We start from the raw sequence: 26,111 nt of genomic DNA, 5'->3' as shown, positions 1-26,111 counted from the left end.
GTGGAATGGTGCGCATTCCACCCGCCCGGCGCGCGAGTCCGGCGCGTGTCCTCAGCCGCCGAGCAGCTCCACGTTCACGTCCGCGGCGAACCCCGTCGTCGGCCCGGTCCGGCGCGCGAACTCCTGGACGCCCGCGAGCTGCGCGGGTCCGAAGCGGAAGTCGAGGGTCGTGAAGTAGCGCTCCAGGACCTCGGCGTCGAAGGCCTCCCAGCGTGCCGCCTGTTCCGCGACCTTGGTGACCTCCTCCAGGGAGACGTCCCGCGAGGCCAGGAACGCCTCGTGCACCTTCTTCACCGCGGTGGGCTCGGCCGCCAGGTAGTCCTTGCGGGCCGCCCAGACGGCGAAGACGAACGGCAGCCCCGTCCACTCCTTCCACATCGCGCCCAGGTCGTGGACCTGGAGCCCGAGCCTGGGGGCGTCGTGCAGGTTGGCGCGCAGCGCGGCGTCACCGATGAGGACGGCGGCGTCCGCTTCCTGCATCATCACGCCGAGGTCGGGCGGGCAGGTGTAGTAGTCGGGGGTCACCCCGTACCGCTCGGCGAGCAGCAGCTGCGCCAGCCGTACGGAGGTGCGGGAGGTCGAACCGAGCGCCACCCGGGCGCGGTCGAGGTCCTCCAGGGGGCGCTGCGACACGATCACGCATGACATGACGGGCCCGTCGCAGCCGACCGCGATGTCGGGGAAGGCGACCAGGTCGTCGGCGTTGCGCAGGAACTCCACGAGGGTGACGGGGCCGATGTCCAGATCGCCCCTGATCAGCTGCTCGCTGAGCTTCTCCGGGGTGTCCTTCGAGAGCTCCAGGTCGAGCAGGGTCCCGGTCCGTGCCAGTCCCCAGTAGAGGGGAAGGCAGTTGAGGAACTGGATGTGGCCGACGCGCGGCCGGTTGCGACGGTCGTCGCCTGCGACGGTTGTGACGGTTGAATTGTCCACATCGCGAGGCTAGACCTGTCGCCCCCCGACAGCCCCACCGGGGGCGCGCGGCGCCGCACGATCCCTCTCACGGGGGTCTCCGTAATGCTGCCGGAGCGCCCCTCCGCAAGGGCTCCCCGAGCTGCTCGAAGGGCCTCTCGGACCGTGTGGGTGCACGGCAATCAAACATTCGAGTGAAGTGATCTTTCCCCCTACCCTTCGGCACATGCTGCGTGCTAGGCTCAACGCCAAGTTGCAGTTTGGTTTCCCTTGCAGTACAGAGCCTGCGGAGCATGTAACCCGCAGGCTTTTGTAGTTTTCAGACTTCTTTGCAGGTTCTGGAGCAGGGCAACCCTTTGGCCCAAGGAGGGCTTATGGCTACCGGAACCGTCAAGTGGTTCAACGCTGAAAAGGGCTTCGGCTTCATCGCCCAGGACGGCGGCGGCCCGGATGTCTTCGTCCATTACTCCGCGATCAACGCGTCCGGGTTCCGCTCCCTTGAGGAGAACCAGGTCGTGAACTTCGACGTCACTCAGGGACCCAAGGGTCCGCAGGCTGAGAACGTCACCCCGGCCTAGTTGCCCGGGTCGGCCGATCGCGGCCGGTATCGCAGTACCCAAGGAGCCCCGCTCCTCCGCCTCGGCGGAGAAGCGGGGCTCCTGCCTGTGCTCCACGTCAGGTCCTGTCCACGGCGGCCGCCGGGTTCCAGTGGTGTGCGTCACATCCGGGTCGGGGCGCTGCGGTCCTTGACCTTGACACCGTGTGAGGCCGTGCACTGGGAGACGTCATGTTCACCATCGGAGACTTCGCCCGGTACGGGCGGGTGTCGGCCCGGATGCTGCGTCACTACGACGCGATCGGGCTACTGCACCCCGACAGTACCGACCCCGCCACCGGCTACCGCCACTACGGCGGCGGCCAGCTCGCCCGGCTCAACCGGATCATCGCCCTCAAGGATCTCGGCTTCACGCTCCAGCAGGTGCGGGCCGTCCTCGACGAGGAGGTGGGTCCCGACGAGCTGCGCGGGATGCTCCGGCTGCGGCGGTCGGAGCTGGAGGCGGCGATGGCCGCGGCGGCGGCACGGCTGGCCCAGGTCGAGGCGAGGCTCCGGTCGATCGAGAGCGAGGGACACATGTCCGCGGACGATGTGGTGGTCAGGTACGTTCCGGCGGTACGGGTCGCGGAGTTGACCGGGGTGGCCGGCGGCTACGAACCGGGGGACATCACTCCGGTGATCCGCCCGCTGTACGAGCAGCTGTTCCCGCTGCTGGGCCGGGCCGGGGTCGCCCCGACGGGCCCCGGGATCGCGCGCTACGAGGACGCCCCTCAGGGCGGCGGAGCGGTCGTCGTCCACGCCGGGGTGACGGTCTCCGCGCCGGTGGGGCCGCTGGGCGACACCGGGGTCACGGTGGTCGAGCTGCCCGCATTCGAGGCGGCGACCGTCATCCACCGGGGCCCGATGGACGGCGTCCTGCCGACGGCTCAGGCCCTGGCCCACTGGATCGACGGCTCCGGCTACCGGTCGGCGGGGTACGCGCGTGAGGTCAGCCTGGAGTGCCCCGAGGACGAGGCGAAGTGGGTGACGGAGCTCCAGGAGCCGGTCACCGGAGGCTGACGGCGGGAGGGGTGGGTGCCGTGGCCGTCCGCCCGGACGGCCCCGGCACCCACCCCATTCACGCGCCGAGCGTCCGAACGGCCACGGCACCCGCCCCTTTCACCTGCCGGACGCCCGAACGGCCCCCGCACCCACCCCTCTCACGTACCGAGCGCCCGAACGGCCCCCGCACCCGGATCCGCCCGTTTCACGCCCCGGTGCCGGGACCCGCCCACAGTCCGTCCGGGGTCAGCCCGAGCAGCTCGATCGCGTTGCGGCGCACGATGCGGTCCACCACGTCCGCGTCCAGGTGCCCCATCTGTTCCTCCCCGACCTCGCGGGACTTGGGCCAGGTCGAGTCGGAGTGCGGGTAGTCCGTCTCGTACAGCACGTTGCCGACGCCGATCGCGTCCAGGTTCTTCAGCCCGAAGGCGTCGTCGAAGAAGCAGCCGTAGACATGCTCGGTGAACAGCTCCGACGGCGGCTGGTGGACCTTGTCGGCGACTCCGCCCCAGCCGCGGTTCTCCTCCCAGACCACGTCGGCGCGTTCCAGGATGTACGGGATCCAGCCGATCTGGCCCTCCGCGTACATGATCCGCAGGTTCGGGAAGCGCTCGAACTTGCCGCTCATCAGCCAGTCGACCATCGAGAAGCAGCAGTTGGCGAAGGTGATGGTGGAGCCGACGGCGGGCGGGGCGTCGGCCGAGGTGGACGGCATCTTCGAGGACGAGCCGATGTGCATGGCGATCACCGTCCCCGTCTCGTCGCAGGCCCGGAGGAACGGATCCCACTCGTCCGTATGAATGGAAGGCAGACCGAGATGTGGAGGTATTTCGGAGAACGCCACCGCACGTACTCCGCGCGCCGCGTTGCGCCTGACCTCGTCGGCGGCCAGCTGTGCGTCCCAGAGGGGGACCAGGGTGAGCGGTATGAGCCGGCCGTGCGCGGCCGGTCCGCACCACTCGTCCACCATCCAGTCGTTGTACGCCCGCACCCCGAGCAGGCCGAGTTCGCGGTCCTTCGCTTCGGTGAAGGTCTGGCCGCAGAAGCGGGGGAAGGTCGGGAAGCAGAGCGCGGACTGCACGTGGTTGATGTCCATGTCGGCGAGCCGCTCGGGCACCGAGAACGAACCGGGGCGCATCTGCTCGTAAGTGATGACTTCGAGCTTGATCTCGTCCCTGTCGTAGCCGACGGAGGTGTCGAGCCGGGTGAGCGGGCGGTGCAGGTCCTCGTACACCCACCAGTCGCCGACCGGTCCGTCGTCGCCCTTCGCACCCATCACGGGCGCGAACTTTCCGCCCATGAACGTCATTTCCTTGAGGGGCGCCCGGACGATGCGCGGACCGGAGTCCGCGTACTTGGACGGGAGCCGGTCCCGCCAGACATGAGGGGGCTCCACCGTGTGGTCGTCCACCGAGATGATCTTCGGGAAGGTCTCCATACCTCTTACGGTAGCGCTGATCTGACGAACCGTCAGCTATCTGTGCGAGGCTCCGTTCCACAATCCTTGTCGAGGGCTCGTGCAGAGAGTCACCCACTGCTGACGTGCCCCCCCTTCACAAGGCAGACTGTTGACGGCGATACCAACGGTATGGAGCAATCCGGATCTCCTCGGCGGTGTCCCGACATGCGCGGAGCGGCACTGGGCAGTGGTGGAGAGCAGGACAGGAGGCGGCAATGGGCCGTGACGACGGGCCACGGGTGCATGTTCCGGAACAGCGAGCTCCGGAGCGACGGCCGGGGGACGACACGGACCTGCGCTTCTCCGTGCTCGGCCCGGTACGGGCCCGGCGGGGCGGCGAGACGCTGCCCTCCGGTTCGCCGCAGCAGCGCGCCCTGTTGACGGCCCTCCTGCTGCGGGGCGGGCACACCGCCACGGCCGCCGAACTCATCGACGCCCTCTGGGGCGACGAGCCGCCCTCGCAGGCACTGGCCGCCGTGCGTACGTATGCCTCCCGGCTCCGCAAGATCCTGGGTCCGCAGACCCTGGCGAGCGATTCCGGCGGGTACGCGATGCGGACCGGGCCCGACGCCGTCGATGTGACCGTGGCCGAGGAACTGGCCGCCGGCGCCGACAAGGCCCGCGCCGCGGGCGACCGCTCCCGGGCCAGGGCGCTCCTGAACAAGGCGCTCGCCCTGTGGGACGGCGAGGCGCTCGCCTCCGTACCCGGCCCGTACGCCGAGAACCAGCGCACCCGGCTGGAGGAGTGGCGCCTCCAGCTCACCGAGACCCGCCTCGACCTGGACCTTGAGGTCGGCTGCCACGCGGAGGCGGTCTCCGAACTGACCGCGCTCACCGCCGCGCACCCGCTGCGCGAACGGCTGCGCGAGCTCCTGATGGTGGCCCTGTACCGCAGCGGCCGCCAGGCCGAGGCCCTCGCGGTGTACGCCGACACCCGCCGGCTGCTCGCCGAGGAACTGGGCGTCGACCCGCGCCCCGAACTCGCCCAGCTCCAGCAGCGCATCCTGCGGGCCGACGAGGAGCTGGCCCGCCCGGCCGACGACCCCACCCCGGCCGCCGCCCCGGTCCGCCCGGCGCAGCTCCCGGCCACCGTCCCGGACTTCACCGGCCGCGCCTCCTTCGTACGGGAACTGGGCGAGCGCCTCGCCACCGCCGAGGGCTCCGTCATGGCCGTCTCCGCACTGGCCGGCATCGGCGGCGTCGGCAAGACGACCCTCGCGGTGCACGTCGCCCACCAGGGCCGCAAGCACTTCCCGGACGGCCAGCTGTACGTCGACCTCCAGGGCGCGGGCTCCCGCGCCGCCGAACCGGAGACGGTGCTCGGCGCGTTCCTGCGCGCCCTGGGCACACCCGACTCGGCGATCCCCGACTCCCTCGACGAACGCGCCGCGCTCTACCGCTCCACGCTCGACGGCCGCCGCATCCTGATCCTCCTGGACAACGCCCACGACGCGGCCCAGATCCGCCCCCTGCTCCCCGGCACGACGGGCTGCGCGGCGCTGGTCACCAGCCGGGTCCGGATGGTCGACCTGGCGGGCGCGCACCTGGTCGACCTGGACGTGATGTCGCCCGAGGAGGCGCTCCAGCTCTTCACCCGCATCGTGGGCGAGGAGCGCATCAACTCCGAGCGCAAGGCCGCCCTCGACGTCGTCGCCGCCTGCGGCTTCCTCCCCCTCGCCATCCGCATCGCCGCCTCCCGCCTGGCCTCCCGCCGCACCTGGACGGTCTCGGTGCTGGCCGCCAAGCTCGCGGACGAGCGCCGCCGCCTGGACGAGCTCCAGGCGGGCGACCTCGCGGTGAAGGCGACCTTCGAACTCGGCTACGGCCAGCTGGAGCCCGCCCAGGCCCGCGCCTTCCGCCTCCTGGGCCTCGCGGACGGCCCCGACATCTCCCTCGCCGCCGCGGCCGCCCTGCTGGACCTGGAGACGCACGCGGCGGAGGACCTCCTGGAGGCCCTGGTCGACACCTCCCTCGTGGAATCGGCCGCACCGGGCCGCTACCGCTACCACGACCTGGTGCGCCTCTACGCGCGTTCCTGCGCCGAGCGGGACGAACAGCCACCGGTGAAGAGGGAGTTGGCGCTGTCGCGGCTGCTGGACTTCTATCTGGCCACGGCGGCGGGGGTGTACGCGCTGGAGCGGCCGGGGGAGCGCGTGCTCGACCACTTCTCGCGCACCTCGTACCCGGGGCTTGTCTTCCAGGTCCGCGAGGCCGCACTGGACTGGCTGTTCACCGAGTCCAGCGGGCTGCTCGCCTGTGCGCGGCAGTCGGCCACCATCGGGATGCCACGACGCGCATCGGATCTGCTGATGGCCGTGGTCGACCTGGGTGAATCGGGCGCGAACTCACACCAGTTCGCCACGGCGGCCACATCCGTTGCGCAGGCGGCCGAGGCCGCCGGCGAGGCACAGGCCGAGGCCAGGGCCCGCACCATGCTGTCCCACGTCCACAGCGTCTCGGGCCGTTTCGCCGAGGCGGAGACCCAGGCGATCAGGGCCCTGAACCTGGGGCGCCTGGCGCAGGACCCGGTTTCGCAGGGACAGGCCCCCAACCAGCTGGGCATCATCGCCCTCTACGAGAACCGTCACGAAGACGCGGAGTCCCACTTCTCGCAGGCCATGACCGCGTTCCGCGCCGACGGCAACAAGCCCGGCGAGGCGGCGGCGCTGTGCAACCTCTCGCGCGTGCACCTCGCGACCGGCCGGACCACGAGCGCCGTGCGGCTCGCCCAGCGGGGCGTCGCCATCTACGAGGACGACGCCACCGGCCTGGCGCTGCGCCTCGCCAACGGCAAGTACGCACTCGGGCTGGCGCTCATCGGCAGCCGGCAGACCGCCGGGGCGCAGAACGTGCTGCTGGAGGCATTGCGCATCTTCCGGGAGAGCCGGCAGCAGCTGTGGCACGGCATGACGCTCTTCCGGCTGGCCGAACTGCACCTGGCGGAACAGGAAGCGCCCCAGGCGGCGGCCCACGCGGAACAGGCGCTGGCTGTGCTCCGGGGCATCGGCGGGGACTGGCGCAGGGCCAACGTACTGACGGTGCTCGGCCAGGCCCTGGCGGTCATCGGGCAGACCGACCGGGCGCAGGTCTGCTGGAGCGAGGCGTTGTCGATCTTCGAGGAGCTCGGCTCCCCGGAGGCCGAAACGGTGCGACGGCTCCTCGACCCGGCCGCCGTGGCCTGACCCTGCCCGGCGTTCATCAATCGTTTATCGCCGCACGCCACTCTCTAGTCATCGATCCGCCGCGTCGGGGGGCAGACGGATCGGCATGCGGCCTCACCGATTAGGGTGAACGGCCCTGCAAGGCCCGCCCGGCAGTCCACGGGGGAACAGCCGGGCGGGCCTGACCGACCCACACGCCCAACTTTTCAGGAGTTGACCTTCATGGCCGCCAACAAGGACAGTCTCAAGCCGACCGACGCGCACGCCACCGGCGAGGAGATCACCACGCAGGACGCGCACGCGACCAGCGAGCCCGCGAAGCCGGTGAAGCCGCTGAAGCCGACCGACGCCCACGCGACGTCCGAGCCGGTGAAGCCGACCGACGCCCACGCGACGTCCGAGCCGGCCAACTAGTCCAACCTGCACGGGGGCACGGCCGCGGCGGCGCGGAGGGGGAGCCGTCGCGGCCGTTGCATGTTCGCGTCCGGACGGTCAGCGCGATCTGGGCACGCAGAGGGCCTGAGCCACCCGGGGGGCCGCCTTCCGGCGCGGCGCCGCGTCCGCTCCCTGCTCCTCGAACCACTGCTCGATCTCACGCCGCTCGGCCTCGGCCGCCGCCAGATCAGCATCCGTCACCGGGCCGTACTCGCCCTCCAGCCGCTCCACCAGCTCCGCCAGCCGGTCACGCTCCCGCTGACGCTCCAGGGCATGGGTGACATACGCGCTGAACGCCCCCGGCCCCACCGGCGCTCCGGATCTCCTCCGCAAGCTCCTCCGGCAGCGTGACCGTGTACTTCCTGGTTGCCATACCTGTCACTATGCCCCGCATCAGCCGGGCACATCCACCGAAACCGACCCTATAGCACTTCAAATGCTATAGTGGCCGCATGGACGAGAGCTCCGACTTCCCACTCGGCGACGGCCCCAGCAGCGGGATCTCCGTCAGCCTCACCGCCGGAACGCTCCACGCGATCCGCGAGCGGGTCGGCAAGCGCGGCGTCTCCGCGTACCTGGAGAAAGCGGCACAGCGCCAGATCGAACGCGACAGCCTCGATGAGCTCCTCGCCGTCTTCGAGGAGGCCAACGGGCCGGCCGATCCGGGTGCGGTGAGCGACAAGCGCACCAAGCTCACCGGCAGCGGCACACCCGAGTCGGGTACGGCCGCGTGAGCGGTGCCCTGATCCTCGACAGCGAAGGGCTGGCGCAGGCGGTCCTACGGGGCCGGGAGGTCCAGGAGTGGCTGGAGGCGGCCCGCGATGCGGACCTCCCCGTCATCACCTCGGCCGTCGTGCTCGTCGAGGTGATCCATCCACGGATCAACCGCGCCGCGCTCGACTGGACGCTCTCGCGCCTGCGGGTCGAACCGGTCAGCCAGTCGATCGCGCACTCCGCCGCAGCGCTGCTCCGGAACGCCGGACTGCACGGTCACAAGTACGCCATCGACGCGATGCTCTGTGCGACCGCACTGGCGCACCCGGGCCGCGTGACGGTCCTGACGTCCGACGTGGAGGACATCCGGCTGCTCACCGCCGGCCATCACCGCCTGGTGGCGGAGAAGGTCTGACCGGTCAAGCGCCACCGCCCCCCTGCCCCCGCCCCCGCAGCTCCCCCTTCAGCACCTTGCCGCTCGCGTTGCGCGGCAGCTCCGTCACGAACTCCACCGCCCTGGGCACCTTGTAGTTCGCCATCTCGCGCCGCGACCAGGCGATCAGGTCGTCGGCGGTCACCGTCGCACCCGGCCGGCGCACCGCGTACGCCTTGCCGACCTCGCCGAGGCGGGGGTCGGGGACGCCGATGACCGCGACGTCCGCCACGTCCGGGTGCAGGCCCAGGAGCTGTTCGATCTCCGCGGGGTAGGCGTTGAAGCCGCCGACGATGAACATGTCCTTGATCCGGTCCGTGATCCGCAGACTGCCGTCCTCGTCGAGGACGCCCACGTCGCCGGTGTGCAGCCAGCCGTCCGAGGTGATCGTGGCGGCCGTGGTCTCCGGGTCCTCGAAGTAGCCCCGCATCACGTTGAAGCCTCGGACCAGGACCTCGCCCGGTGTGCCGGGGGCCGCCAGCACGCGGATCTCCGTGCCGGGGATCGCCCGGCCGGAGGTGGAGGCGATGACCTCCGCCGGGTCGCCGCGGCGGCACATCGAGACGATGCCGCTCGCCTCGGAGAGGCCGTAGGCGGTGAGGACCGTGGCTATGCCGAGTTCGGCGCGCAGGCGCTCCACCAGCTGGAGCGGGACGACCGCCGCGCCCGTCACGACCAGGCGGAGTGCCGAGAGGTCGTGGCTGGAGCGGGCCGGGTGGTCCAGGAGCGACTGGTGGAGGGTGGGCGGGCCGGGGAGGACCGAGATGCGCTCCGCGGCGATGTTGGCGAGGACCGTGTCCACGTTGAAGACCGGCTGCGGGATCATCGTCGCGCCCCGCATCAGGCACGCGATGACGCCCGCCTTGTAGCCGAAGGTGTGGAAGAACGGGTTCACGATCAAGTAGCGGTCGCCCTCGCGCAGACCGGCCAGCTCGCTCCAGATCTCGTAGCAGCGCAGGGTCTGGGTGTGGCTGATGACGGCCCCCTTGGGGCGTCCCGTGGTGCCCGAGGTGTAGATGATGTCGGAGGGGGCGGACGGGGAGACCGCGTCCGCCCGTTCGCGTACCCGCTCGGGAGAGATCCGCTCCCCGGCGGCCAGGAAGTCCTTCCAGGTGACGTAGTCGGCGGGGGCGGTGTCCGCGAGGACCACCACCGTCTCCAGGTGCGGGAGTTCGACGTCGGCGCGGCGCAGGGACGCCACGTACGACGTACCGAGGAAGGTGCCCGTGACGAAGAGCAGCTTCGCCCGGCTCTGCTCCAGTACGTACGCCGCCTCCGTGCCCTTGAAGCGGGTGTTGAGCGGGACCAGGACCGCGCCGGCCGTCACCGCGCCCAGCGCGGAGACGATCCAGTCCAGAGTGTTGGGGGCCCAGACCGCCACCCGGTCCCCCGGCTCCACCCCCGAGGCCATGCACGCGGCGGCGGCCCGCTCCACGCGGTCGCCGAGTTCCGTGTACGTGATCCTGGTGCGCCCCTCGACCACCGCCTCGCGGTCGCCGTACCGCCGCGCCGCCTCCCGTACCAGGTTCGGGACGGTGGACCATTCCTCGTCGCCGCGCATCTCGTGCCCTCCCGTCTTGGACCGACCGGCCGTTGGAGGGCGGTCGGTCTCACAGAACCGCAGTAGCTGACTATCCGTCAGATTAGCTGTAGCCTCCTCCGCTGTCAGCAGTCATGACGGCTTCGGAGGTGGCGGTGACGACGCTCAAGGACAAGGCAGCGATAGCCGGCATAGGGCAGACGCGGTTCGCGAAACATCTGCCCGAGTCGGAGAAGACCCTGGCCTGCCGGGCCATCGTCGCGGCGCTCGACGACGCGGGCATCGCCGCGTCGGAGGTGGACGCGTTCGCCTCGTACACGATGGAGGAGACCGACGAGGTCGAGGTAGCCAAGGCCATCGGGGCCGGCGATGTCACCTTCTTCAGCAAGGTGGGCTACGGGGGCGGCGGCTCCTGTGCGACGCTCGCGCACCTCGCCGGCGCCGTAGCGACCGGGCAGGCGAGTGTGGGGGTCGCCTGGCGGTCGCGGAAGCGGGGGTCGGGGCCGCGGCCGTGGAAGAACACCGCGGTGCAACTGCCCACCCCCGCCCAGTGGACCCGGCCGTACGGGCTGCTGCGGCCCGCCGACGAGATCGGGATGCTGGCCCGGCGGTACATGCACGAGTACGGGGCGACCCGCGACCACCTCTTCAACGTGGCACTGGCCTGCCGCAACCGGGCCAACCAGAACCCCGCCGCCGTGATGTACGAACGGCCGCTGACCCGCGACATGTATATGACCTCGCGCTGGATCAGCGAGCCGCTCTGCCTCTTCGACAACTGCCTGGAGACGGACGGGGCCCTGGCCTGTGTCATCGTCTCCGCCGAACGGGCCCGCGACTGCCGGCAGAAGCCCGTCTACCTCCACTCCGTCGCCCAGGGCCTGCCCGCCCAGCACCACGGGATGGTCAACTACTGGAACGACGACCCGCTCACCGGTCCGGCCTGGGCCGCCGCCCGACAGCTGTGGAAGCAGGCCGACTTCGGGCCGGACGACGTCGATGTCGCCCAGATCTACGACGCGTTCACCCCGCTCATCCCGCTCTCCCTGGAGGGGTACGGATTCTGCGGGCGCGGCGAGGGCGCCGCGTTCACCGAGGGCGGTGCGCTGGAGAGCGGGGGCCGGCTGCCGATCAACACGGGCGGCGGCGGGCTCAGCGAGGGGTACGTGCACGGCTTCAACCTCATCAACGAGGGCGTGAAGCAGTTGCGCGGCGTCTCCACCGCCCAGGTCCCGGACGCCTCGACCTGCCTGGTCACCGCCGGGGAGGGCGTGCCCACATCCGCCGTACTGCTGAGGAGCTGACCGAGATGGATGGACTGCTGCTGCCCGCCGTGGACGAGGACGGCGCGCCCTTCTGGGAGTACGCGGCCCGTGGTGAACTGCGCGTCCAGGCGTGCGCCGCCCCGGACTGCGGCCGGCTCCGCTTCCCGCCCCGGCCGTGCTGCCCGCACTGCCAGTCGTTCGACAGCGAGTGGCGGGCGATGAGCGGGCGCGGCCGCATCTGGTCGTACGTGCTGCCGCATCCGCCACTGCTGCCCGCCTACGCGGCGCAGGCCCCGTACAACGCGGTGGTGGTCGAACTGGCCGACGCCCCGGAGATCCGGCTGGTCGGCAACGTGGTGACCGGGCCGGACGCGCCGCTGAACTCGGTCGATCCGTCGCGGCTGCGGATCGGGGCGGCGGTGAAGGCGGTCTTCTGCCCCGCCTCCCCCGAAGTGACCCTGGTCCGCTGGCTGCTGGAGCGGTGAGCCGCGATGGCGCTGCGCACGGAGACGGACAAGGGGACCGGGGTCGCGCTGCTCACCCTGGACCGGCCCGGAAAACACAACGCGATCGACCTCGCGACGGCCGCCGAACTGAAGGCCGCCTGGCGGGCGTTCCGGTACGACGACGGGGTGCGGGCCGTCGTCGTGACGGGGGCGGGCGGCCGCGCGTTCTGCACCGGGATCGACCGGGGCGTGGACGTCCCGCAGCCCTCGTCCCCGTACACGATCGACGATCCGCTGATCGCGATCGGGCCGAAGGCGAACGACCTGTGGAAGCCGGTGATCGCGGCCGTGGAGGGGATGGCCTGCGGTGGGGCGTTCTACCTGCTGGGTGAGTCGGAGTTCGTCATCGCGTCCGAGGAGGCGACGTTCTTCGACCCGCACACCACGTACGGCATGGTCAGCGCCTACGAGGCGATCTCGATGGCGCAGCGGATGCCGTTCGGTGAGGTCGCCCGGATGTCCCTGATGGGGACGGCCGAACGGGTCACGGCCCGGCGCGCGTACGAGACCGGGCTGGTCAGCGAGGTCACCGAGCCCGGTGGCGCGGTCCTGGCGGCGCTGCGGGCGGCGGCGGTCATCGCCTCGTACCCGACCGAGGCGGTGCAGGGGACGGTACGGGCCGTCTGGTCCGCGAAGGAGGCGGCGAGGACGCAGGCACTGGCCCATGCCCCGCACCTGATCGCGCTCGGCAACCTGACGCCGCAACGGCAGGCGGAGCTGTTCGAGGGGCGGGGCAGGGAGGCCGGTGGCGGCGGGTACCGGCTGCGGTGAGTACGGAGCCGCTGCCGGTCTCACTGTCGGTGTCGGCTTCGCTGCCGCTGCCGGCGTCGCTGCCGCTGCCGGCGTCGCTGCCGGTGTCGGCGTCGCTGCCGGTGTCGGCGTCGCTGTCGGTGTCGGCTTCGCTGTCGGTCAGTAGGTGAGCTCGGCGGTGACCGAGCACTTCTTCACCCGGGAGACCTTGCTCGGGCTGTCCATCCGGACGGAGACGGTCTTCGTCTCGCCGCCGTCCGCGGCCACGCTCGCCTCGCCCGTGTCGACGGTGTTGCCGCGCGAGTCGAGGAACGTCACGTCGACGTCGTAGCTGTGGCTGCCGGCCGCGCTCGCGGTGAGCCGCACGGTGGAGGTGGTGACGGCCTTGCGCTTGCCCTTGCGGGGCGTCGCGCAGCGGAAGACGTACGCCCTGGGCGCGTCCGTCGCGGTGGCGGCGGGGGTGGCCGTGGAGCCGCTGGACGAGCTGCCCGACGAGCCGTAGTCGTCATCGTTGTAGTCGGTGTGGTGGTAGGTGCCGTTGCTCTTCTTGGAGTTGGAGCACCCGCCGCCGCTACTGCTGCCGGATTTCCTGCTCTTGCTGCCGTGGCCGTGGCTGGAGCTGGAGAAGCCGGTGAGCGCGAGCACCACCGCGGTCAGGACCACTGTCAGTTTCATGTGCTGCCGCATCATCGATGCCGCCCCCCTTGTGTTGTGGCTCAGTCGTGCGGCGTTCGGCACTGCTGTCGAACAGCCGCGCGACACCGTAGCGCACAGCATGGCCGGTTTCGATCGACGCCTCGGTCATGACCCTGTCACGATCTCGTCATCGTCTGCGCGTCCCCGTCTGGTGGCGAGGGGCATGCGCCCGGCGTAGCGTCGAGGCGAGAGCGGCGCTGATCCACGCCACCGGCCGGTGGCGCCCCGCACACCCGCTGGAGGCCGAGATGATCCGTAACGTCCTCGGCTCGATCGTCGCTCTCGCAGGAGCGGCGGCCGCCGTGCTGAGCCCCTTCCGTGACTGGTACGACGGCCGCCTCGGGCGGCATTACCGGATCGGCGACCTCTTCACCGGCATCACCGGGGCGCACCCCGGCGTGTTCGGTTCGATCCTGCTGCCCTTTCTCTTCGCCGCGGTCGTGACGGTCGTCGGCGTGGTGCTGCGGTCCCGGCTGCTGGTCGTCCTCGCGGGCGTGGTGGTGCTCGGGTTCACGGTGCTGTGGATGGTCCGTCAGGGCCAGGCGGCCGGAGAGCTGACGGCCTCGGGCGACGGTTCCGGGCTCCAGCTGGGGGTGGCGCTCGCGGCGGGCGGCGGGGCGCTGCTGCTGCTGGGTGCGGCGCTGATGTCGGGGCGCGGTGGTACGCGGCTCGGGGCGCGGGCGGACCGGAGCCGGCCGTACAACGCGCCGGGGTCCGAGAACCCCGACACCTGGCCGCCCACGCGGGAGCCGGGCCCGTCGATGGAGACGGGCCCCTGGCCGGAGCCGGAGGCCGATCCGTACGTGGGTCCGGACGACCGTCGCCCTCCGGACGACCGCCCCTCACAGCCCTGACCCCCACCTGGGCCTGCCTTCCAAGCCCGTCCGGCGATTGAGGACGGACAAGGCGTCCCGGCTACGCGCGGGGCCTGTTGCCCGTGCCGGTGCCCTTCAGCGCGTCCAGGGCGTACACGCAGCGGTCCTTGCTGCACGCGTACACCACCCCGCCCTGCGCCACCGGCGAACCCGTGATCTCGCCGCCCGTGGCGAGCTTCCAGCGGAGCTGGCCGCCCGCCGCGTCCAGGGTGTAGAGGACGTGGTCGGCCGAGCCGAAGTGGACCCGCCCGTCGGCGACGACCGGTGCGCCCACCACCTCGCCGCCCGCCGCGAACCGCCACTTCGGGGTGCCGGTGACCGCGTCCAGCGTGTACAGCGCGCTGCCGCTGCCGACATGGACGTTCCCCGTCGTCACCAGCACCGGTTCGGTCGACTGGCGGGACTCCGTGGCGATGCGCCAGCGGTCCTTGCCGGTCGAGGCGTCCAGCGCGTACACCGTGCCGAGGTAGTCCGCGAGGTACACCCCGCCGCCGGTGACCGCCGGGCCGGGCGCGAACGCGGGCGGCGAGAGGAAGACCGCCGGTGACTCGAAGTGCCAGCGCACCCGGCCGGAGGCGATGTCCAGCGCGAGGACCCGGGTTCCCGCGCAGACGTACGCGTAGCCGTCCGGCGCCGGGGTCACCCGGAGCGGCACCCCGCCGCAGGAGGCCGCGTCGCCGACCGGGTAGGACCAGCGCTCGATGCCCGTACGGGCGTCCACGGCCCGCAGCCGGGCGTCCTGCCAGAGGTAGACCGTGCCGTCGTGGACGGCCGGTCCGGCCTCCGCCGTCTCGAAGTCCGTCTGCGCGCCGGTGGTCTCCCAGAGCTTCTCCCCGGTGGACGCCTCCCACGCCTGGATGCCGCCGCCCCTGGTGCCGGTGACGACCGTGCCGCGGTCGGCCTTGAGCGAGTACACCCACGCATCGGTCCGCAGCCTCCACCGCTCGGCGCCGGTGACCGCGTCCAGGGCGTAGAGCGACGGGCCGTCCGAGGCGTGGATGCGGCCCCCGTCCACGGCCATCGCCCAGGCGACATCACGGGTCTTGAACTGGCGCCGCCCGTTGCCGGTGTCCAGCGCGTGGACCTCGAAGGAGGTGACGTACAGCAGGCCGCCGACGACGACCGGCGTCCCCCACACGTCGTTCGACATCCGGAACCGCCAGGGCCGCCAGCGTTCCGGAGCGGAGGCCGCGTTGTCCGGCGCGTGCGCCGGAGCGGGCACGGGGGCGGCCGGGACCGCGCTGTTCACCCCGGCGGGCGGGCGCACCCAGCCGGTCGCCGGAGCCTCCTCGGCGGCGGCGGCCGAGGCGTGGACGTCCTGGGCGCGCGGACCGGGGCCGATCGGCACCCGCGCACCGGACAGCCGCACCGGCCCGCCCCCGTCGGGGGCCTCCATCGGCGAGGTGGCCGGCGTGGGCGAGGCGGCCGGGGGGCGCAGGTCGGCGCCGCTGCGCCAGGCGGTGTCCCAGTCGGCGCCCGGCGGCCTGGCGGGCGGCGGCGGCACGGGTGCGGGGGCCGGGGCGGGTGCGGGTGCGGGTGCGGGTGCGGCGGGGACCACGCGTCCGCCGCCGCGGCGCAGCTCGATCATCTCGGTGGCGGAGGCCGGCAGCCAGGCCGACGCCGTACCGCTGTCGTCGCCGCCGGAGGCGAAGAGGTGCGGGGAGAGCTGGGACTGGAGCTCGGCCGGGGTGGGCCGGCGCGAGGCGTCCATCTGCATGCACGACTCGATCAGCGACCGCAGATCGTCGGGCAGACCGGTGACGTCGGGGCCCTCGCGCAGCAGCATGAAGACCGTCTCGACCGGGTTGGCCCCGTGGAACGGCGCATGGCCCGTCGCGGCGAAGACGAGCGTCGAGCCGAGCGAGAAGATGTCGCTGGCGCCCGTGACGCTGCGCGAGTCCCGCGCCTGCTCGGGCGACATGTACGCGGGTGTGCCCACGGCGACGTTCGTCATGGTGAGCCGGGTGTTGGAGACGCCGGACGCGATCCCGAAGTCGATGACCCGGGGGCCGTCCTCCACGACGAGCACGTTCGAGGGCTTCATGTCGCGGTGGACGAGCTTCGCGCCGTGGATCGACTGCAGGGCCTCCGCGATGCCCGCGGCCAGCCAGCGCACCGCCTGGGTCGGCATCGGCCCGCACTCATTCACTATTTCCTCAAGCGAGGGCGCGGGCACATAGGCGGTGGCGAGCCACGGCACGGCGGCACGCGGATCGGCGTCCACCACGGCGGCGGTGTAGAAGCCGCTGACCGCGCGGGCGGCCTCCACCTCACGCGTGAAGCGGACCCGGAACAGCTGGTCCTCGGCCAGTTCCGTACGTACCGTCTTGATCGCCACCCGCCGGCCCGACGCCGAGCGGGCGAGATAGACCAGCCCCATGCCGCCGGCCCCGAGCCGTCCCAGCACCTCGAACGGGCCGATCCGCCTCGGGTCGTGCTGCGTCAGCTGCTCCATCACTTACCTGCCACCCTCCCCGTACGGACCTCAGTCGACAGAGGCCCGCGAAAAACCGCCCTGTGCAGCGTCTCACCACTGGGCACCACCCGACGGTGCGCACCCCGATTGTTCCTGGCCGAGGCGCCGGTTGCGAACCCGGGGGCAGAAGCGGGTGTCATGGATCACTCCGGGCCTTATCAGGACACCGGTGGCTGAAGTACGGCGAAGACGGCGCCCTGGTCGTCCTGGAGTACCGACATCCGCCCGTACGGGATGTCGAAGGGCGGTGCGGAGACCCGGCCGCCGAGCCGCAGGACGGTCGCGGCCGTCGCGTCGCAGTCCGCCACGGCGAAGTAGGTGAGGAAGTGGCTCGGCATCATGGCGGGGAACGCGTCGGTGATGACGCTGCGCCCGCCGATCGCGGTGTCCGGCCCGGGTTCCGTGCCCGCCGGTGACCACATGCGGAAGTCGACACCGGCCTCGTCCGTGCCCGGAACGCCGGTGCCGGCCTCGTCCGGATCGACGGAGCGGAAGCCGAAGACCTGCTCGTAGAAGGGGTCGACGCGTTCCTTCTGCCGGGTGTAGACCTCGGTCCAGCAGAAGGAGCCCGGCTCGTTCTGCTTCTGGAAGCCCTTGCGTTCACCCGCCTGCCACAGCCCGAAGACCGCGCCGCCGGGGTCGGCGGCCTGGGCGAGCACCCCCGACCGGCCGGCCCGGACCGGTTCGGTGATCACCTGCCCGCCCGCCTCCCGGACGCGGGCGACGGAGGCGGTGATGTCGTCCGTCGCGAAGTAGACGCCCCAGGCGGTCGGCATCCGGCCGTCCTGCTTGGCGGCGAGGGCGGCGACCAGGGCCCCGTCACTGAGGGCGTCGGCGAAGGGCCCGTCGCCCGCCCGGAAGGTCCAGCCGAAGAGCTCACCGTAGAAGCGCTTGCCCGCCGCGAGGTCGGGCAGCTGCACATCCACCCAGCACGGCGCGGACTGCGCGAATGCGGCCATGGGCCCGGATCCTTCCGTCGCGGTGACGCTCGTCACAGCCAACGTAACCGCGAGGCGCCCGGCGCGCGCCTCAGCCCCTTCCATACGAACATAAGTTCGAGAATGAGCACCCGAATGCCGTCGTCACAGAAAGTTATCCACGGAAGTTGTCCACAGGCTGTTGATAACATTAATCAGACTGTGGGCAACGGTGTGCGGAAAGGCATGCGGAACCGGGGGACACATCATCGGAAATCCCCGCACTCCCCCCACCGCGCCTGCCGCCCTCCCCATTTGCAGTCGGCCGAATCGCGCTCCGATCACCCGTCGGTAAGCTGACGGCATGACAGGACAAGTACGTACCGTCGACGGCCGCGTGGCCGGTCGACGCGGACAGGCGACGCGGCAGAAGCTGCTCGACTGCCTCAGCGAGATGCTCAGCTCCTCGCCGTACCGGGACGTCAAAGTCATCGACGTCGCCCGGAAGGCGGGGACTTCACCCGCGACCTTCTATCAGTACTTCCCCGACGTCGAGGGCGCCGTCCTCGAGATCGCCGAAGAGATGGCCAAGGAGGGCGCCGGACTGACCGAACTGGTCGCCGGGCGCTCCTGGGTCGGCAAGTCGGGCTGGCAGACCGCCGAAGAACTCGTCGAGGGGTTCCTCGACTTCTGGCGGCGCAACGACGCGATCCTGCGCGTGGTCGACCTCGGCGCGGCCGAGGGCGACAAGCGGTTCTACAAGATCCGCATGAAGATCCTCAACTCCGTCACCAACTCCCTCACGGAATCGGTGAAGGAGCTCCAGGCCAAGGGCAAGGTGGACAAGGACATCAGCCCCGCGGCGATGGCCGGTTCCCTGGTCGCGATGCTGGCCGCGGTCGCCTCGCACCAGAAGGGCTTCACCACCTGGGGCGTGAAGCAGGCCGAACTCCGTCCGAACCTCGCGCTGTTGGTGCATCTGGGCATCACCGGCAAGAAGCCGACGAAGTAGCGCCCGCGCCGGATTCCCCGTACTGGGTGACGCGCGGTGATCCCGGGCGCCCCAGGTCCTGTCTCACCGACGGCGGACCACGCATGTGGTCCGCCGTCGGTGTACCCGGACACATCCGCCGTCGGTGTACCCGAACCCATCGGCCATCGGCGTACCCGGACACAGCCGCCGCCGGCGCATCCGAACACATCGGCCGTCGGCGCGTCCGAACACATCCGCACACATCGGCCGTCGACGCGTCCGAACACATCCGCGTCGGTGCATCCGGACGTGGACACAGCCGTGAGCCCGCGCGCCCTCACCCCGAATCGTCGCGCCGCTCCAGCCGGAACAGCCGGATCTCGCGGTCGATCCGCGCCTGGTACGCCGCGTAGGGCGGCCAGAACCTCAGCGCCGTCTCCCACACCGCCGCCCGCTCGGCGCCCGCCAGCAGCCTGGCCCGTACCGGGATGTCGCGGCCCTTCCAGCTGATGACGGCCGCCTCCGGATGCGCCAGCAGGTTCGCCGTCCAGGCCGGGTGCCCCGTACGGCCGAAGTTGCTGCCGACCAGAATCCAGCTGCCCGGCTCACCCTTGCCCCGACCGCCACCACCACCGTCGCCGTGCTCCGGCATGCAGGCCAGCGGGGTGGTCCTGAGCTGCCCGCTCCGCGCCCCCGGCACCGTCAGCACGACCCCCGGCAGCATCTGCGCGCTGAGCAGCACCCGGCCGCGGGTGAGCCGGTGGACCGTGCGGTCCATGGCCGGTACGAGATGGGGTGCGATCCGGGCGAAGGTCCGGGTCGAGGAGACTTTCTGGACGAGGCGGACGCCGGGCGCCATCAGACCGCCACCCGATCGGCCGGTCCCTGCTCGACGGGTCCCTGTTCGCCCGTACCGGGGCCGAAGAGCCCCGCCCGCTCGGCCGCGTGGTCGCGGAGCCGGTGCACCGGGCCGAGGAGCAGCTCATCGGCGGCGGCCCGCTTGAAGTACAGACGCGCCTCGTGCTCCCAGGTGAAGCCGACACCGCCGTGCAGTTGCACGGCCTCGGCGGTGGTGACGTGCAGGACCTCCAGCGCCTGGGCGAGGGCGAGCCCGCCGGCCTCCGGGTCACGGGCCGCGTAGTACGCCGCGGAACGGGCCGACTGCACCCGTACGTACAGATCCGCGAGGCGGTGCTGCACGGTCCGGGAGGAGCCGGTCGCGCGGCCGAGCCGCTCGCGCTCCCCGACGTGGGCGACCGTCCGCTCCAGCGCGCTCGCCGCCGCCCCCACCGCCTCGGCGGCGAGTGCCGCGGCCACGGCCCGGCCGGCCACGGCGAGGGCCGCCGAGGCATCCACCGTGTCATCGGCGCCGAGGAGTTCGGCCTCCGTGTCACGCAGCTGGACGCGGGCGAGCGGCCGGGTCTCGTCGAGTGCGGTCTGCCGGGTGCGGACGAGTCCGGCGGGCGCCTGCGGCCCGTCCGTCCGGACCAGGAACAGCAGGGTGCGACTGCGCGGGAAGCCGCCCGTGTGCGCGGCGACCAGGAGCAGTCCGGCGCTGTGCCCGTCCAGCACCTGGTCGGCTTCCCCGTACAGCCGCCATCCCCCGCCGTCACCGGCCGGCCGGGCCTGGACGCCGCCCGCCCGGCCGCCGCCCGCCCAGCTTCCGCCGGTCAGGTCGCCGGTGAGGCCGAGTGCGGTGGCGAGCGAGCCGCCGGGGACGGCCAGCGCCGCGGTGAGCTCGCCCGTCGCGACGGCCGGCAGCAGGGCGGTGCGCTGCTCCTCGGTGCCGAGGGCGGCGATCAGGGGCGCGGCGAGTACGGCGGTGGCGAGCAGCGGGGACGGCAGCAGCGCGCGGCCCGCCTCCTCGCAGACGACGGCGAGCTCGGCGGGCCCGCGGCCGGCACCTCCGTACTCCTGCGGGAGGGCGATTCCGGGCAGCCCGAGGTCCTGGGCGAGCCGGCGCCACAGCGCGGCGTCGTACCCGTCCCGCGTGCCCATCGCGCTCCTGACGTCGTCGGGGCCGCTGTGTCTGGCCAGCAGTTCGCGCAAGGTGCGGCGGATCTCGTCCTGTTCCGCGGTGAAGGCGGCATCCATCGTCGGACTCCTTCCCCTCAGAGGCCGACGGCCTCTGATCTGACGGGCCGTCATGCTAGGGCGGATCTGGCGAGATTCCCAGAGCCGCGCACCGCGACGCCCCACAAGATCCCACTGTCGCGAGCCGGTTCACCCGATCCCAATCTGATGTACCGTCAGATTCATGCCTTCTTCCCACCGCAAGGTCGCTGTCGTCGGCATATCCCTCGCCGACTGCGGACGTGTCGACACCGCCACGCCGTACGCCCTGCACGCCCAGGCCGCCCGCCGGGCGCTCGCCGACTCTGGTCTCGACCGGTCGGTCGTCGACGGATTCGCCTCCGCCGGTCTCGGCACGCTCGCCCCGGTCGAGGTCGCGGAGTACCTGGGGCTGAAACCCACCTGGGTGGACTCCACCTCGGTGGGCGGCTCGACCTGGGAGGTGATGGCGGCCCATGCGGCGGACGCCATCGCGGCGGGCCGCGCCAACGCCGTACTCCTGGTGTACGGATCGACGGCACGCGCGGACATCAAGGCGGGCCGCCGCACGTCCAACCTCTCCTTCGGCGCCCGCGGCCCGCTCCAGTTCGAGGTGCCGTACGGGCACTCGCTGATCGCCAAGTACGCGATGGCCGCGCGCCGCCACATGCACGAGTACGGCACCACCCTGGAGCAGCTCGCGGAGGTGGCGGTGCAGGCCCGCGCCAACGCGGCCGCCAACCCGGACGCGATGTTCCGCGATCCGGTCACCGTGGACGAGGTGCTGTCGGGCCCGATGATCGCCGACCCGTTCACCAAGCTGCACTGCTGCATCCGCAGCGACGGCGGCTGCGCGGTGCTGCTGGCGGCCGAGGAGTACGTACCGGACACGGCGAAGGACCCGGTCTGGATTCTCGGCACCGGCGAGCACGTCTCGCACTCCGCGATGTCCGAGTGGGACGACTTCACGGTCTCCCCCGCCGCCGTGTCGGGCCGGCTGGCCTTCGAGCGGGCGGGGGTGCGGCCCGCCGACATCGATCTGGCCGAGATCTATGACGCGTTCACCTATATGACCCTGGTGACCCTGGAGGACCTGGGCTTCTGCGCGAAGGGCGAGGGCGGCGCGTTCGTCGAGAAGGGCCGCACCGGTCTGACCGGCGAGCTCCCGGTGAACACCGACGGCGGAGGCCTCTCCGCCTGCCACCCCGGGATGCGCGGACTGTTCCTGCTGGTGGAGGCGGTACGCCAACTACGCGGCGAGGCGGGGGCCCGCCAGGTCCGCAAGACGGGCGGGCGACTGCCGGAGCTGGCGGTGGCGTCGGGGACGGGCGGCTGGTTCTGCTCGTCGGGGACGGTGGTGCTGGGGCGGGGGTGAGGGGGCGGGGTGGGGTGGTCAGGAGCCGGGATCTCGGGCCCCGGGCCTCGCCGGATCACACTGCGACGACGGTGAGCCGGCTTCTCCGTCCACGCCGCGCGCACGGTGGCGCTCAGCCACGCGCACGTTCCCACGGATCGTCGTCCCCGGCCCGGTCATCGTCACCGGAGAACTCGTCCGCTTCGCGACGCGTCAGCGCACCGTCCACGCGGGGAAGCCTCCGGTGCCGGGCCACCAGCTCCTCCGCGCTCAGCCTCCGCATGCGCGTGAGCGGCCGGAGCTCCGCGACCTCTGTCCCGTTACGGGTGATGCGGAAGATCTCGCCCTCTGCCACAGCGTCCATGACATCCGCGGACCGGCTCCGAAGCTCGCGCAGGGTAATGGTCTTCATGGCTTCAGCGTGGCCCCGCGTGACTCCTCGTGCCACATCATTCTCGGTGCCGACCGGACCATGAGGTCCAATGGCCGCATGACCGACGCATCCGCCTCCGCCGCACAGCACGCCTTCCGTGATCTGCTCCACGCCCAGCGTGTGTGGGACATCGAGCTGCCCGCCTTCGACCCGGCCGCCGCGCCCCGGGCCCCGCTCCCCCTCTTCCACTCCTGGTTCACCGAGGCGGTGGCCGCCGGGCAGGTGGAGCCGCACACCATGACCCTGGCCACGGCCGACGCGGAGGGCCGGCCCGATGTGCGCACCCTGATGCTGCACGACGCGGACGAGCGCGGCTGGCACTTCGCCACGCACGCCACCAGCGCGAAGGGCCGCCAGCTCGCCGGCCGCCCCCATGCCGCCCTCGGCTTCTACTGGCCCGCGCAGGGACGGCAGGTACGGGTGCGGGGACCGGTCACCGTGTGCTCCGCCGCCGAGAGCCGGGCCGATCTGCACGCCCGTTCCACCGGGGCGCTGGCCTCCGCGCTGGTGGGGCGGCAGAGCGAGGTGCTGGGCTCGTCCGCCGAGCTGGACCGCGCCTCCGACGCCGCCTGGGACCGGGCGCGTGAGGAGCCGGAGGCGGAGGTGGCGAGCTGGAGGCGGTACGTGGTCGAGCCGTACGAGGTCGAGTTCTTCCAGGGCGACGCGCGGCGCCGGCACATCCGGCTGCGCTACCACCGGGAGACCGGGGCGGCGGGGGCCGGGGCCGCAGAAACCTCGGAGCCCGCCGGGGCCTGGCAGCGGGAGCTGCTCTGGCCCTGACCGGCGGACGGCCGGGCGGACGGGCAGACGGGCGGGCAGACGGGCAGACGGGCGGACGGGCGAGCCGGCGGGCAGACGGCCGGGCCGGCAGACGGACCCGCGGCCGCCCCGCCCCCGTGCTGTGCGGGGCAGCCGCCCGGCCGCTCAGTTCACCGTGATCGCCTGCACAGGGCAGGCGCGGGCCGCCTCACCGACCAGGGGCCCGGCGAGGGCGTCTCCCGGTTCGGGCAGCAGCTCACTGAACCCGTCGTCGTCCTGGGTGAACACCTTCGGCGCGGCGAGCGCGCACTGCCCCGCGCCGATGCACACGTCCCGGTCGATATCGATCTTGATCTGCATCCCAGCAGGGCCTTCCGGTCGGATTTCGGTCACCACGTCACGGGCAGTTCCAGGAGCCCCTGGATCGTGTCCCCCGGTTTGAACGGAACGTCCTCGGCGGGCACCGCCAGCCGCAGACCGGGAAGACGCTCGAAGAGGGCGGGCAGCGCGATCTCCAGTTCGGCCCGCGCCAGGTTCTGGCCCAGGCACTGATGGACACCGAACCCGAACGCCACGTGATTGCGCGCGTTGCGGCCGAGGTCCAGCTCATCGGGCGCCGGGTACACGGACTCGTCCCGGTTGCTCACCGACGTGGACAGGAGCACGCCGTCCCCCGCCCGGACGGTCACCCCGCCCACCTCGATGTCCTCGACGGCCACCCGCGACAGCCCGTCCGCGATGGACAGGAACCGCAGCAGCTCCTCCACCGCGGCAGGCATCCCAGGACCGGGCTCGTCATCGGTACCGGAACCCGCGGCGCGCAGCAGGGCCAGCTGCTCCGGGTGCTGGAGAAGGGTGAAGGTGCCGAGCGAGATCATGTTCGCGGTCGTCTCGTGGCCCGCCACGAGCAGGATCTCGGCCAGCCGCACCAGCTCCTCGCCGTCCACCGCCCCGGTCTCCAGCTGCTTGGCGATCAGCTCGTCCAGCAGCCCGTCGCCAGGATCGCGCCGCTTGCGCTCGATCAGTACCCGGAAGTACTCGTCGAGGGCGTCCCGCGCGACTTCGACATCGGAGGCCTCCGGGCCGCGGAGCAGCTTGCGCGACTGCGCCTCGAAGAACTCGTGGTCCCCGTAGGGCACCCCGAGCAGCGCGCAGATGACCATGGACGGCACCGGCAGCGCGAAGGCGTTGACCAGGTCGGCCGGCGGACCCTGCTCGACCATCGCGTCCAGCAGGGTGTCCACGGTCGCCCGGATCTGCGGCCGCAGGGCCGCCGTCCGCCTGACCGTGAAGCTCGGGATCAGCATCCGGCGCTGAACGTTGTGCTCCGGATCGTCGACGCCGATCAGCTCCACGCGCCGCTGGGTGGTCTCGGCCTGCCGCTTGGCGAACAGCGGGAACTCGGGGTGCTCCCGGTCGGACGACAGCCTGGGGTCCGCCAGGAGCGACCGCGCCTCGGCGTGACCGGTCACCAGCCACACGGTCCGGCCGGTGTAGATACGGACGGGGGTCACCGACTGCTGCCCCCGGCTCTCACTCGGATATCCCGTCGGCGGGTGGTAGGGGCAGGTGCGGTTCTGCGGAAAGGTGACGGTCTCGGTCTCTGCCATGGAGGACCTCGCAAAGAGATGAGGGGAGTCCTGCCGATCACCCCCACTAGATGCCCGAGGCACCTAGATGGGCTAGGCGTTGTTCGGCCAAATCCCCCGTATCCACCCATCGAACGACGGCCGGAACCGCACCCCCCGTTTACCGGCCGCCCCACCGATGGCCTCACCCGTGGCCTCACCGGTCGCCTCACCGGTCCATTTACCCGTCTGTTTACCGGTCGCCCTTATCCGCTTCCAACCGCCGAGGAGCACTATGGGAAGCAGATGAGGACTGGAGGTCACCCATGACCCGAACCCGTAGCCGGTACGCACCGGACCGCGGCTTGACCACACGCATGGTTTCCACCATGTTCCTGATCGGTCTGCTGTACGTGGTACTGGTCGGCGTACTGCTCGCCGTGCTGCGCGGCGCCTGGCCGATCATCCTGATCATCGTCGGTGGGATGTTCATCGCCCAGTTCTGGTTCAGCGACCGCATCGCGGCCTTCAGCATGGGCGCCCGCGAGGTCACCCCGGAGCAGGCGCCAGAACTGCACGGCACCATCGACCGGATCTGCGCCCTCGCCGACATGCCCAAACCGCGAGTGGCCATCGCCCAGAGCGACGTACCGAACGCCTTCGCCACCGGCCGCTCCGAGAAGACCGCCCTCGTCTGCGCGACCACCGGTCTGCTGCGCAGACTGGAGCCCGAGGAGCTGGAGGGCGTGCTCGCCCATGAGATGTCGCACGTCGCACACCGTGACGTCGCCGTCATGACGATCGCCTCGTTCCTCGGCGTACTCGCCGGCATCATCACCCGTGTCGCCCTGTGGGGCGGACTTTCCCGTTCCAGCCGGAGCAACGACCCCATCGGCATCGCGATCATGCTGATTCCGCTGGTCAGCGCGGTGGTCTATGCACTGAGCTTCCTGCTGACCCGGTTGCTGTCGCGCTACCGCGAGCTGTCCGCCGACCGCACCGCCGCACTGCTCACCGGCCGTCCCTCGGCCCTCGCCTCCGCCCTCACCAAGGTGAGCGGCCAGATGGCCCGGATCCCGACGGAGGACCTGCGGAAGGCGGAGCCGTACAACGCCTTCTACTTCGTCCCGGCCTTCTCCTCCAAGCAGAGCCTGGGCCGGCTGCTCTCCTCGCACCCGACGCTGGAACAGCGCCTGGACCAGCTGGCCCGTATCTCCGCCGACCTCGCCCGCCCGTAAG

At 71.7% G+C, this 26,111-nt stretch carries 26 protein-coding genes and 1 pseudogene; 15 read left to right on the top strand and 12 right to left on the bottom strand.

Annotated features, from left to right (window positions below; all coding sequences use genetic code 11):
* Positions 1-51: 51 nt before the first annotated feature.
* A complete protein-coding gene (locus ACZ6S6_RS25810; RefSeq protein WP_362962138.1) occupies positions 52-930 on the bottom strand; it encodes a menaquinone biosynthetic enzyme MqnA/MqnD family protein in 879 nt (292 codons plus the stop codon).
* A 353-nt stretch (positions 931-1,283) separates the two neighbouring features.
* On the opposite strand from ACZ6S6_RS25810, the gene ACZ6S6_RS25805 reads away from it, so the two are divergent.
* Together ACZ6S6_RS25805 and ACZ6S6_RS25800 are read left to right on the top strand one after the other, a co-directional pair.
* On the top strand, positions 1,284-1,487 hold the full coding sequence (locus tag ACZ6S6_RS25805) for a cold-shock protein (protein ID WP_003967102.1): 204 nt from the start codon (positions 1,284-1,286) through the stop codon (positions 1,485-1,487).
* 209 nt (positions 1,488-1,696) lie between these two features.
* Positions 1,697-2,524, top strand: a complete 828-nt coding sequence (locus ACZ6S6_RS25800; protein ID WP_469707062.1) for a MerR family transcriptional regulator — start codon at positions 1,697-1,699, stop codon at positions 2,522-2,524.
* A 187-nt stretch (positions 2,525-2,711) separates the two neighbouring features.
* Here ACZ6S6_RS25800 and ACZ6S6_RS25795 read toward each other — a convergent pair whose 3' ends face one another.
* Complete coding sequence (locus ACZ6S6_RS25795; protein WP_362962142.1) at positions 2,712-3,944, bottom strand: amidohydrolase family protein; 1,233 nt, start codon at positions 3,942-3,944, stop codon at positions 2,712-2,714.
* A gap of 236 nt (positions 3,945-4,180) precedes the next feature.
* On the opposite strand from ACZ6S6_RS25795, the gene afsR reads away from it, so the two are divergent.
* The gene (afsR, locus tag ACZ6S6_RS25790; RefSeq protein WP_469707061.1) at positions 4,181-7,147 is read left to right on the top strand and encodes an SARP-family global regulator AfsR; all 2,967 of its coding nucleotides are present in this window, start codon (positions 4,181-4,183) and stop codon (positions 7,145-7,147) included.
* Between the two features lie 201 nt (positions 7,148-7,348).
* A complete protein-coding gene (locus ACZ6S6_RS25785; protein ID WP_145765001.1) occupies positions 7,349-7,540 on the top strand; it encodes a hypothetical protein in 192 nt (63 codons plus the stop codon).
* 78 nt (positions 7,541-7,618) lie between these two features.
* Here the strand turns inward: ACZ6S6_RS25785 and ACZ6S6_RS25780 are convergent.
* Positions 7,619-7,934: pseudogene (locus ACZ6S6_RS25780) on the bottom strand (hypothetical protein).
* Positions 7,935-8,013: 79 nt separating this feature from the next.
* Here ACZ6S6_RS25780 and ACZ6S6_RS25775 point away from each other — a divergent pair.
* Together ACZ6S6_RS25775 and ACZ6S6_RS25770 are read left to right on the top strand one after the other, a co-directional pair.
* Positions 8,014-8,295, top strand: a complete 282-nt coding sequence (locus ACZ6S6_RS25775) for a hypothetical protein (RefSeq protein ID WP_362962148.1) — start codon at positions 8,014-8,016, stop codon at positions 8,293-8,295.
* Positions 8,292-8,690 (top strand): type II toxin-antitoxin system VapC family toxin, encoded by a 399-nt coding sequence (locus tag ACZ6S6_RS25770; RefSeq protein WP_362962150.1) that lies wholly within the window; start codon positions 8,292-8,294, stop codon positions 8,688-8,690. Before ACZ6S6_RS25775 ends, ACZ6S6_RS25770 begins: the two co-directional genes overlap by 4 nt.
* Positions 8,691-8,694: 4 nt before the next feature.
* On the opposite strand, the gene ACZ6S6_RS25765 is transcribed toward ACZ6S6_RS25770, so the two are convergent.
* Positions 8,695-10,269 carry a FadD3 family acyl-CoA ligase gene (locus ACZ6S6_RS25765; protein ID WP_469707060.1) on the bottom strand — a complete coding sequence of 525 codons (1,575 nt, stop codon included), beginning with the start codon at positions 10,267-10,269 and terminating at the stop codon, positions 8,695-8,697.
* Between the two features lie 134 nt (positions 10,270-10,403).
* Between ACZ6S6_RS25765 and ACZ6S6_RS25760 the strand changes: the two genes are divergently transcribed.
* From ACZ6S6_RS25760 to ACZ6S6_RS25745, 4 genes are read left to right on the top strand one after another with little or no spacing between them, the layout of a single operon-like run.
* Positions 10,404-11,552, top strand: coding sequence for a lipid-transfer protein (locus tag ACZ6S6_RS25760; protein ID WP_362962261.1), 1,149 nt, complete (start codon positions 10,404-10,406; stop codon positions 11,550-11,552).
* Positions 11,553-11,557: 5 nt separating this feature from the next.
* Positions 11,558-11,998, top strand: coding sequence for a Zn-ribbon domain-containing OB-fold protein (locus ACZ6S6_RS25755; RefSeq protein WP_362962154.1), 441 nt, complete (start codon positions 11,558-11,560; stop codon positions 11,996-11,998).
* Between the two features lie 6 nt (positions 11,999-12,004).
* Positions 12,005-12,790 (top strand): enoyl-CoA hydratase/isomerase family protein, encoded by a 786-nt coding sequence (locus ACZ6S6_RS25750; RefSeq protein ID WP_362962156.1) that lies wholly within the window; start codon positions 12,005-12,007, stop codon positions 12,788-12,790.
* Positions 12,787-12,939 carry a hypothetical protein gene (locus ACZ6S6_RS25745; RefSeq protein WP_469707059.1) on the top strand — a complete coding sequence of 51 codons (153 nt, stop codon included), beginning with the start codon at positions 12,787-12,789 and terminating at the stop codon, positions 12,937-12,939. The genes ACZ6S6_RS25750 and ACZ6S6_RS25745 overlap by 4 nt, the downstream gene beginning before the upstream one ends.
* Here the strand turns inward: ACZ6S6_RS25745 and ACZ6S6_RS25740 are convergent.
* Positions 12,929-13,459 (bottom strand): hypothetical protein, encoded by a 531-nt coding sequence (locus ACZ6S6_RS25740; RefSeq protein WP_469707058.1) that lies wholly within the window; start codon positions 13,457-13,459, stop codon positions 12,929-12,931. The two genes, ACZ6S6_RS25745 and ACZ6S6_RS25740, sit on opposite strands and share 11 nt — an antisense overlap.
* 254 nt (positions 13,460-13,713) lie before the next feature.
* Between ACZ6S6_RS25740 and ACZ6S6_RS25735 the strand changes: the two genes are divergently transcribed.
* Positions 13,714-14,319 carry a hypothetical protein gene (locus ACZ6S6_RS25735; protein WP_362962160.1) on the top strand — a complete coding sequence of 202 codons (606 nt, stop codon included), beginning with the start codon at positions 13,714-13,716 and terminating at the stop codon, positions 14,317-14,319.
* A gap of 61 nt (positions 14,320-14,380) precedes the next feature.
* Here the strand turns inward: ACZ6S6_RS25735 and afsK are convergent, their stop codons facing one another.
* Positions 14,381-16,795, bottom strand: coding sequence for a protein serine/threonine kinase AfsK (gene afsK / locus ACZ6S6_RS25730; RefSeq protein ID WP_469707057.1), 2,415 nt, complete (start codon positions 16,793-16,795; stop codon positions 14,381-14,383).
* A 179-nt stretch (positions 16,796-16,974) separates the two neighbouring features.
* Positions 16,975-17,775, bottom strand: a complete 801-nt coding sequence (locus ACZ6S6_RS25725; protein WP_469707056.1) for a VOC family protein — start codon at positions 17,773-17,775, stop codon at positions 16,975-16,977.
* A 322-nt stretch (positions 17,776-18,097) separates the two neighbouring features.
* Here ACZ6S6_RS25725 and ACZ6S6_RS25720 point away from each other — a divergent pair, with 322 nt between their 5' ends.
* Positions 18,098-18,745 carry a TetR family transcriptional regulator gene (locus tag ACZ6S6_RS25720; RefSeq protein WP_362962166.1) on the top strand — a complete coding sequence of 216 codons (648 nt, stop codon included), beginning with the start codon at positions 18,098-18,100 and terminating at the stop codon, positions 18,743-18,745.
* A 298-nt stretch (positions 18,746-19,043) separates the two neighbouring features.
* On the opposite strand, the gene ACZ6S6_RS25715 is transcribed toward ACZ6S6_RS25720, so the two are convergent.
* Positions 19,044-19,565, bottom strand: a complete 522-nt coding sequence (locus ACZ6S6_RS25715) for a nitroreductase family deazaflavin-dependent oxidoreductase (RefSeq protein WP_469707055.1) — start codon at positions 19,563-19,565, stop codon at positions 19,044-19,046.
* On the bottom strand, positions 19,565-20,800 hold the full coding sequence (locus ACZ6S6_RS25710; RefSeq protein WP_469707054.1) for an acyl-CoA dehydrogenase family protein: 1,236 nt from the start codon (positions 20,798-20,800) through the stop codon (positions 19,565-19,567). Before ACZ6S6_RS25710 ends, ACZ6S6_RS25715 begins: the two co-directional genes overlap by 1 nt.
* Before the next feature lie 163 nt (positions 20,801-20,963).
* Here ACZ6S6_RS25710 and ACZ6S6_RS25705 point away from each other — a divergent pair, with 163 nt between their 5' ends.
* Positions 20,964-22,133: a thiolase C-terminal domain-containing protein gene (locus ACZ6S6_RS25705; protein WP_469707053.1), complete on the top strand. Its 1,170-nt coding sequence runs from the start codon at positions 20,964-20,966 to the stop codon at positions 22,131-22,133.
* 112 nt (positions 22,134-22,245) lie between these two features.
* Here the strand turns inward: ACZ6S6_RS25705 and ACZ6S6_RS25700 are convergent, their stop codons facing one another.
* Complete coding sequence (locus ACZ6S6_RS25700) at positions 22,246-22,524, bottom strand: type II toxin-antitoxin system Phd/YefM family antitoxin (protein ID WP_469707052.1); 279 nt, start codon at positions 22,522-22,524, stop codon at positions 22,246-22,248.
* A 78-nt stretch (positions 22,525-22,602) separates the two neighbouring features.
* Here ACZ6S6_RS25700 and ACZ6S6_RS25695 point away from each other — a divergent pair, with 78 nt between their 5' ends.
* A complete protein-coding gene (locus ACZ6S6_RS25695; RefSeq protein ID WP_469707051.1) occupies positions 22,603-23,325 on the top strand; it encodes a pyridoxine/pyridoxamine 5'-phosphate oxidase in 723 nt (240 codons plus the stop codon).
* 144 nt (positions 23,326-23,469) lie between these two features.
* Here ACZ6S6_RS25695 and ACZ6S6_RS25690 read toward each other — a convergent pair whose 3' ends face one another.
* Positions 23,470-23,658, bottom strand: coding sequence for a ferredoxin (locus ACZ6S6_RS25690; RefSeq protein ID WP_123462335.1), 189 nt, complete (start codon positions 23,656-23,658; stop codon positions 23,470-23,472).
* Between the two features lie 35 nt (positions 23,659-23,693).
* Entirely contained in the window at positions 23,694-24,914 is a 1,221-nt protein-coding gene (locus ACZ6S6_RS25685) for a cytochrome P450 (protein WP_362962178.1), read from the bottom strand.
* Between the two features lie 284 nt (positions 24,915-25,198).
* Here ACZ6S6_RS25685 and htpX point away from each other — a divergent pair, with 284 nt between their 5' ends.
* On the top strand, positions 25,199-26,110 hold the full coding sequence (gene htpX, locus ACZ6S6_RS25680) for a zinc metalloprotease HtpX (RefSeq protein WP_362962179.1): 912 nt from the start codon (positions 25,199-25,201) through the stop codon (positions 26,108-26,110).
* The last annotated feature ends 1 nt before the right edge of the window (position 26,111 follow it).

Source organism: Streptomyces sp. NPDC048671 (genome assembly GCF_055587045.1).
This window is presented reverse-complemented; position numbering and strand designations above follow the sequence as displayed.

Bases quoted from the DNA above. Each gene is read 5' to 3' on its own strand.
- ACZ6S6_RS25755 (WP_362962154.1), top strand. From the start codon at position 11,558: ATGGATGGACTGCTGCTGCCCGCCGTGGACGAGGACGGCGCGCCCTTC.
- ACZ6S6_RS25795 (WP_362962142.1), bottom strand. From the start codon at position 3,944: ATGGAGACCTTCCCGAAGATCATCTCGGTGGACGACCACACGGTGGAG.
- ACZ6S6_RS25705 (WP_469707053.1), top strand. From the start codon at position 20,964: ATGCCTTCTTCCCACCGCAAGGTCGCTGTCGTCGGCATATCCCTCGCC.
- ACZ6S6_RS25700 (WP_469707052.1), bottom strand. From the start codon at position 22,524: ATGAAGACCATTACCCTGCGCGAGCTTCGGAGCCGGTCCGCGGATGTC.
- ACZ6S6_RS25740 (WP_469707058.1), bottom strand. From the start codon at position 13,459: ATGATGCGGCAGCACATGAAACTGACAGTGGTCCTGACCGCGGTGGTG.
- ACZ6S6_RS25685 (WP_362962178.1), bottom strand. From the start codon at position 24,914: ATGGCAGAGACCGAGACCGTCACCTTTCCGCAGAACCGCACCTGCCCC.
- ACZ6S6_RS25695 (WP_469707051.1), top strand. From the start codon at position 22,603: ATGACCGACGCATCCGCCTCCGCCGCACAGCACGCCTTCCGTGATCTG.
- ACZ6S6_RS25800 (WP_469707062.1), top strand. From the start codon at position 1,697: ATGTTCACCATCGGAGACTTCGCCCGGTACGGGCGGGTGTCGGCCCGG.
- ACZ6S6_RS25720 (WP_362962166.1), top strand. From the start codon at position 18,098: ATGACAGGACAAGTACGTACCGTCGACGGCCGCGTGGCCGGTCGACGC.
- ACZ6S6_RS25725 (WP_469707056.1), bottom strand. From the start codon at position 17,775: ATGGCCGCATTCGCGCAGTCCGCGCCGTGCTGGGTGGATGTGCAGCTG.
- ACZ6S6_RS25765 (WP_469707060.1), bottom strand. From the start codon at position 10,269: ATGCGCGGCGACGAGGAATGGTCCACCGTCCCGAACCTGGTACGGGAG.
- ACZ6S6_RS25785 (WP_145765001.1), top strand. From the start codon at position 7,349: ATGGCCGCCAACAAGGACAGTCTCAAGCCGACCGACGCGCACGCCACC.
- afsR (WP_469707061.1), top strand. From the start codon at position 4,181: ATGGGCCGTGACGACGGGCCACGGGTGCATGTTCCGGAACAGCGAGCT.
- afsK (WP_469707057.1), bottom strand. From the start codon at position 16,795: ATGGAGCAGCTGACGCAGCACGACCCGAGGCGGATCGGCCCGTTCGAG.
- ACZ6S6_RS25805 (WP_003967102.1), top strand. From the start codon at position 1,284: ATGGCTACCGGAACCGTCAAGTGGTTCAACGCTGAAAAGGGCTTCGGC.
- ACZ6S6_RS25710 (WP_469707054.1), bottom strand. From the start codon at position 20,800: ATGGATGCCGCCTTCACCGCGGAACAGGACGAGATCCGCCGCACCTTG.
- ACZ6S6_RS25715 (WP_469707055.1), bottom strand. From the start codon at position 19,565: ATGGCGCCCGGCGTCCGCCTCGTCCAGAAAGTCTCCTCGACCCGGACC.
- ACZ6S6_RS25735 (WP_362962160.1), top strand. From the start codon at position 13,714: ATGATCCGTAACGTCCTCGGCTCGATCGTCGCTCTCGCAGGAGCGGCG.
- htpX (WP_362962179.1), top strand. From the start codon at position 25,199: ATGACCCGAACCCGTAGCCGGTACGCACCGGACCGCGGCTTGACCACA.
- ACZ6S6_RS25750 (WP_362962156.1), top strand. From the start codon at position 12,005: ATGGCGCTGCGCACGGAGACGGACAAGGGGACCGGGGTCGCGCTGCTC.
- ACZ6S6_RS25775 (WP_362962148.1), top strand. From the start codon at position 8,014: ATGGACGAGAGCTCCGACTTCCCACTCGGCGACGGCCCCAGCAGCGGG.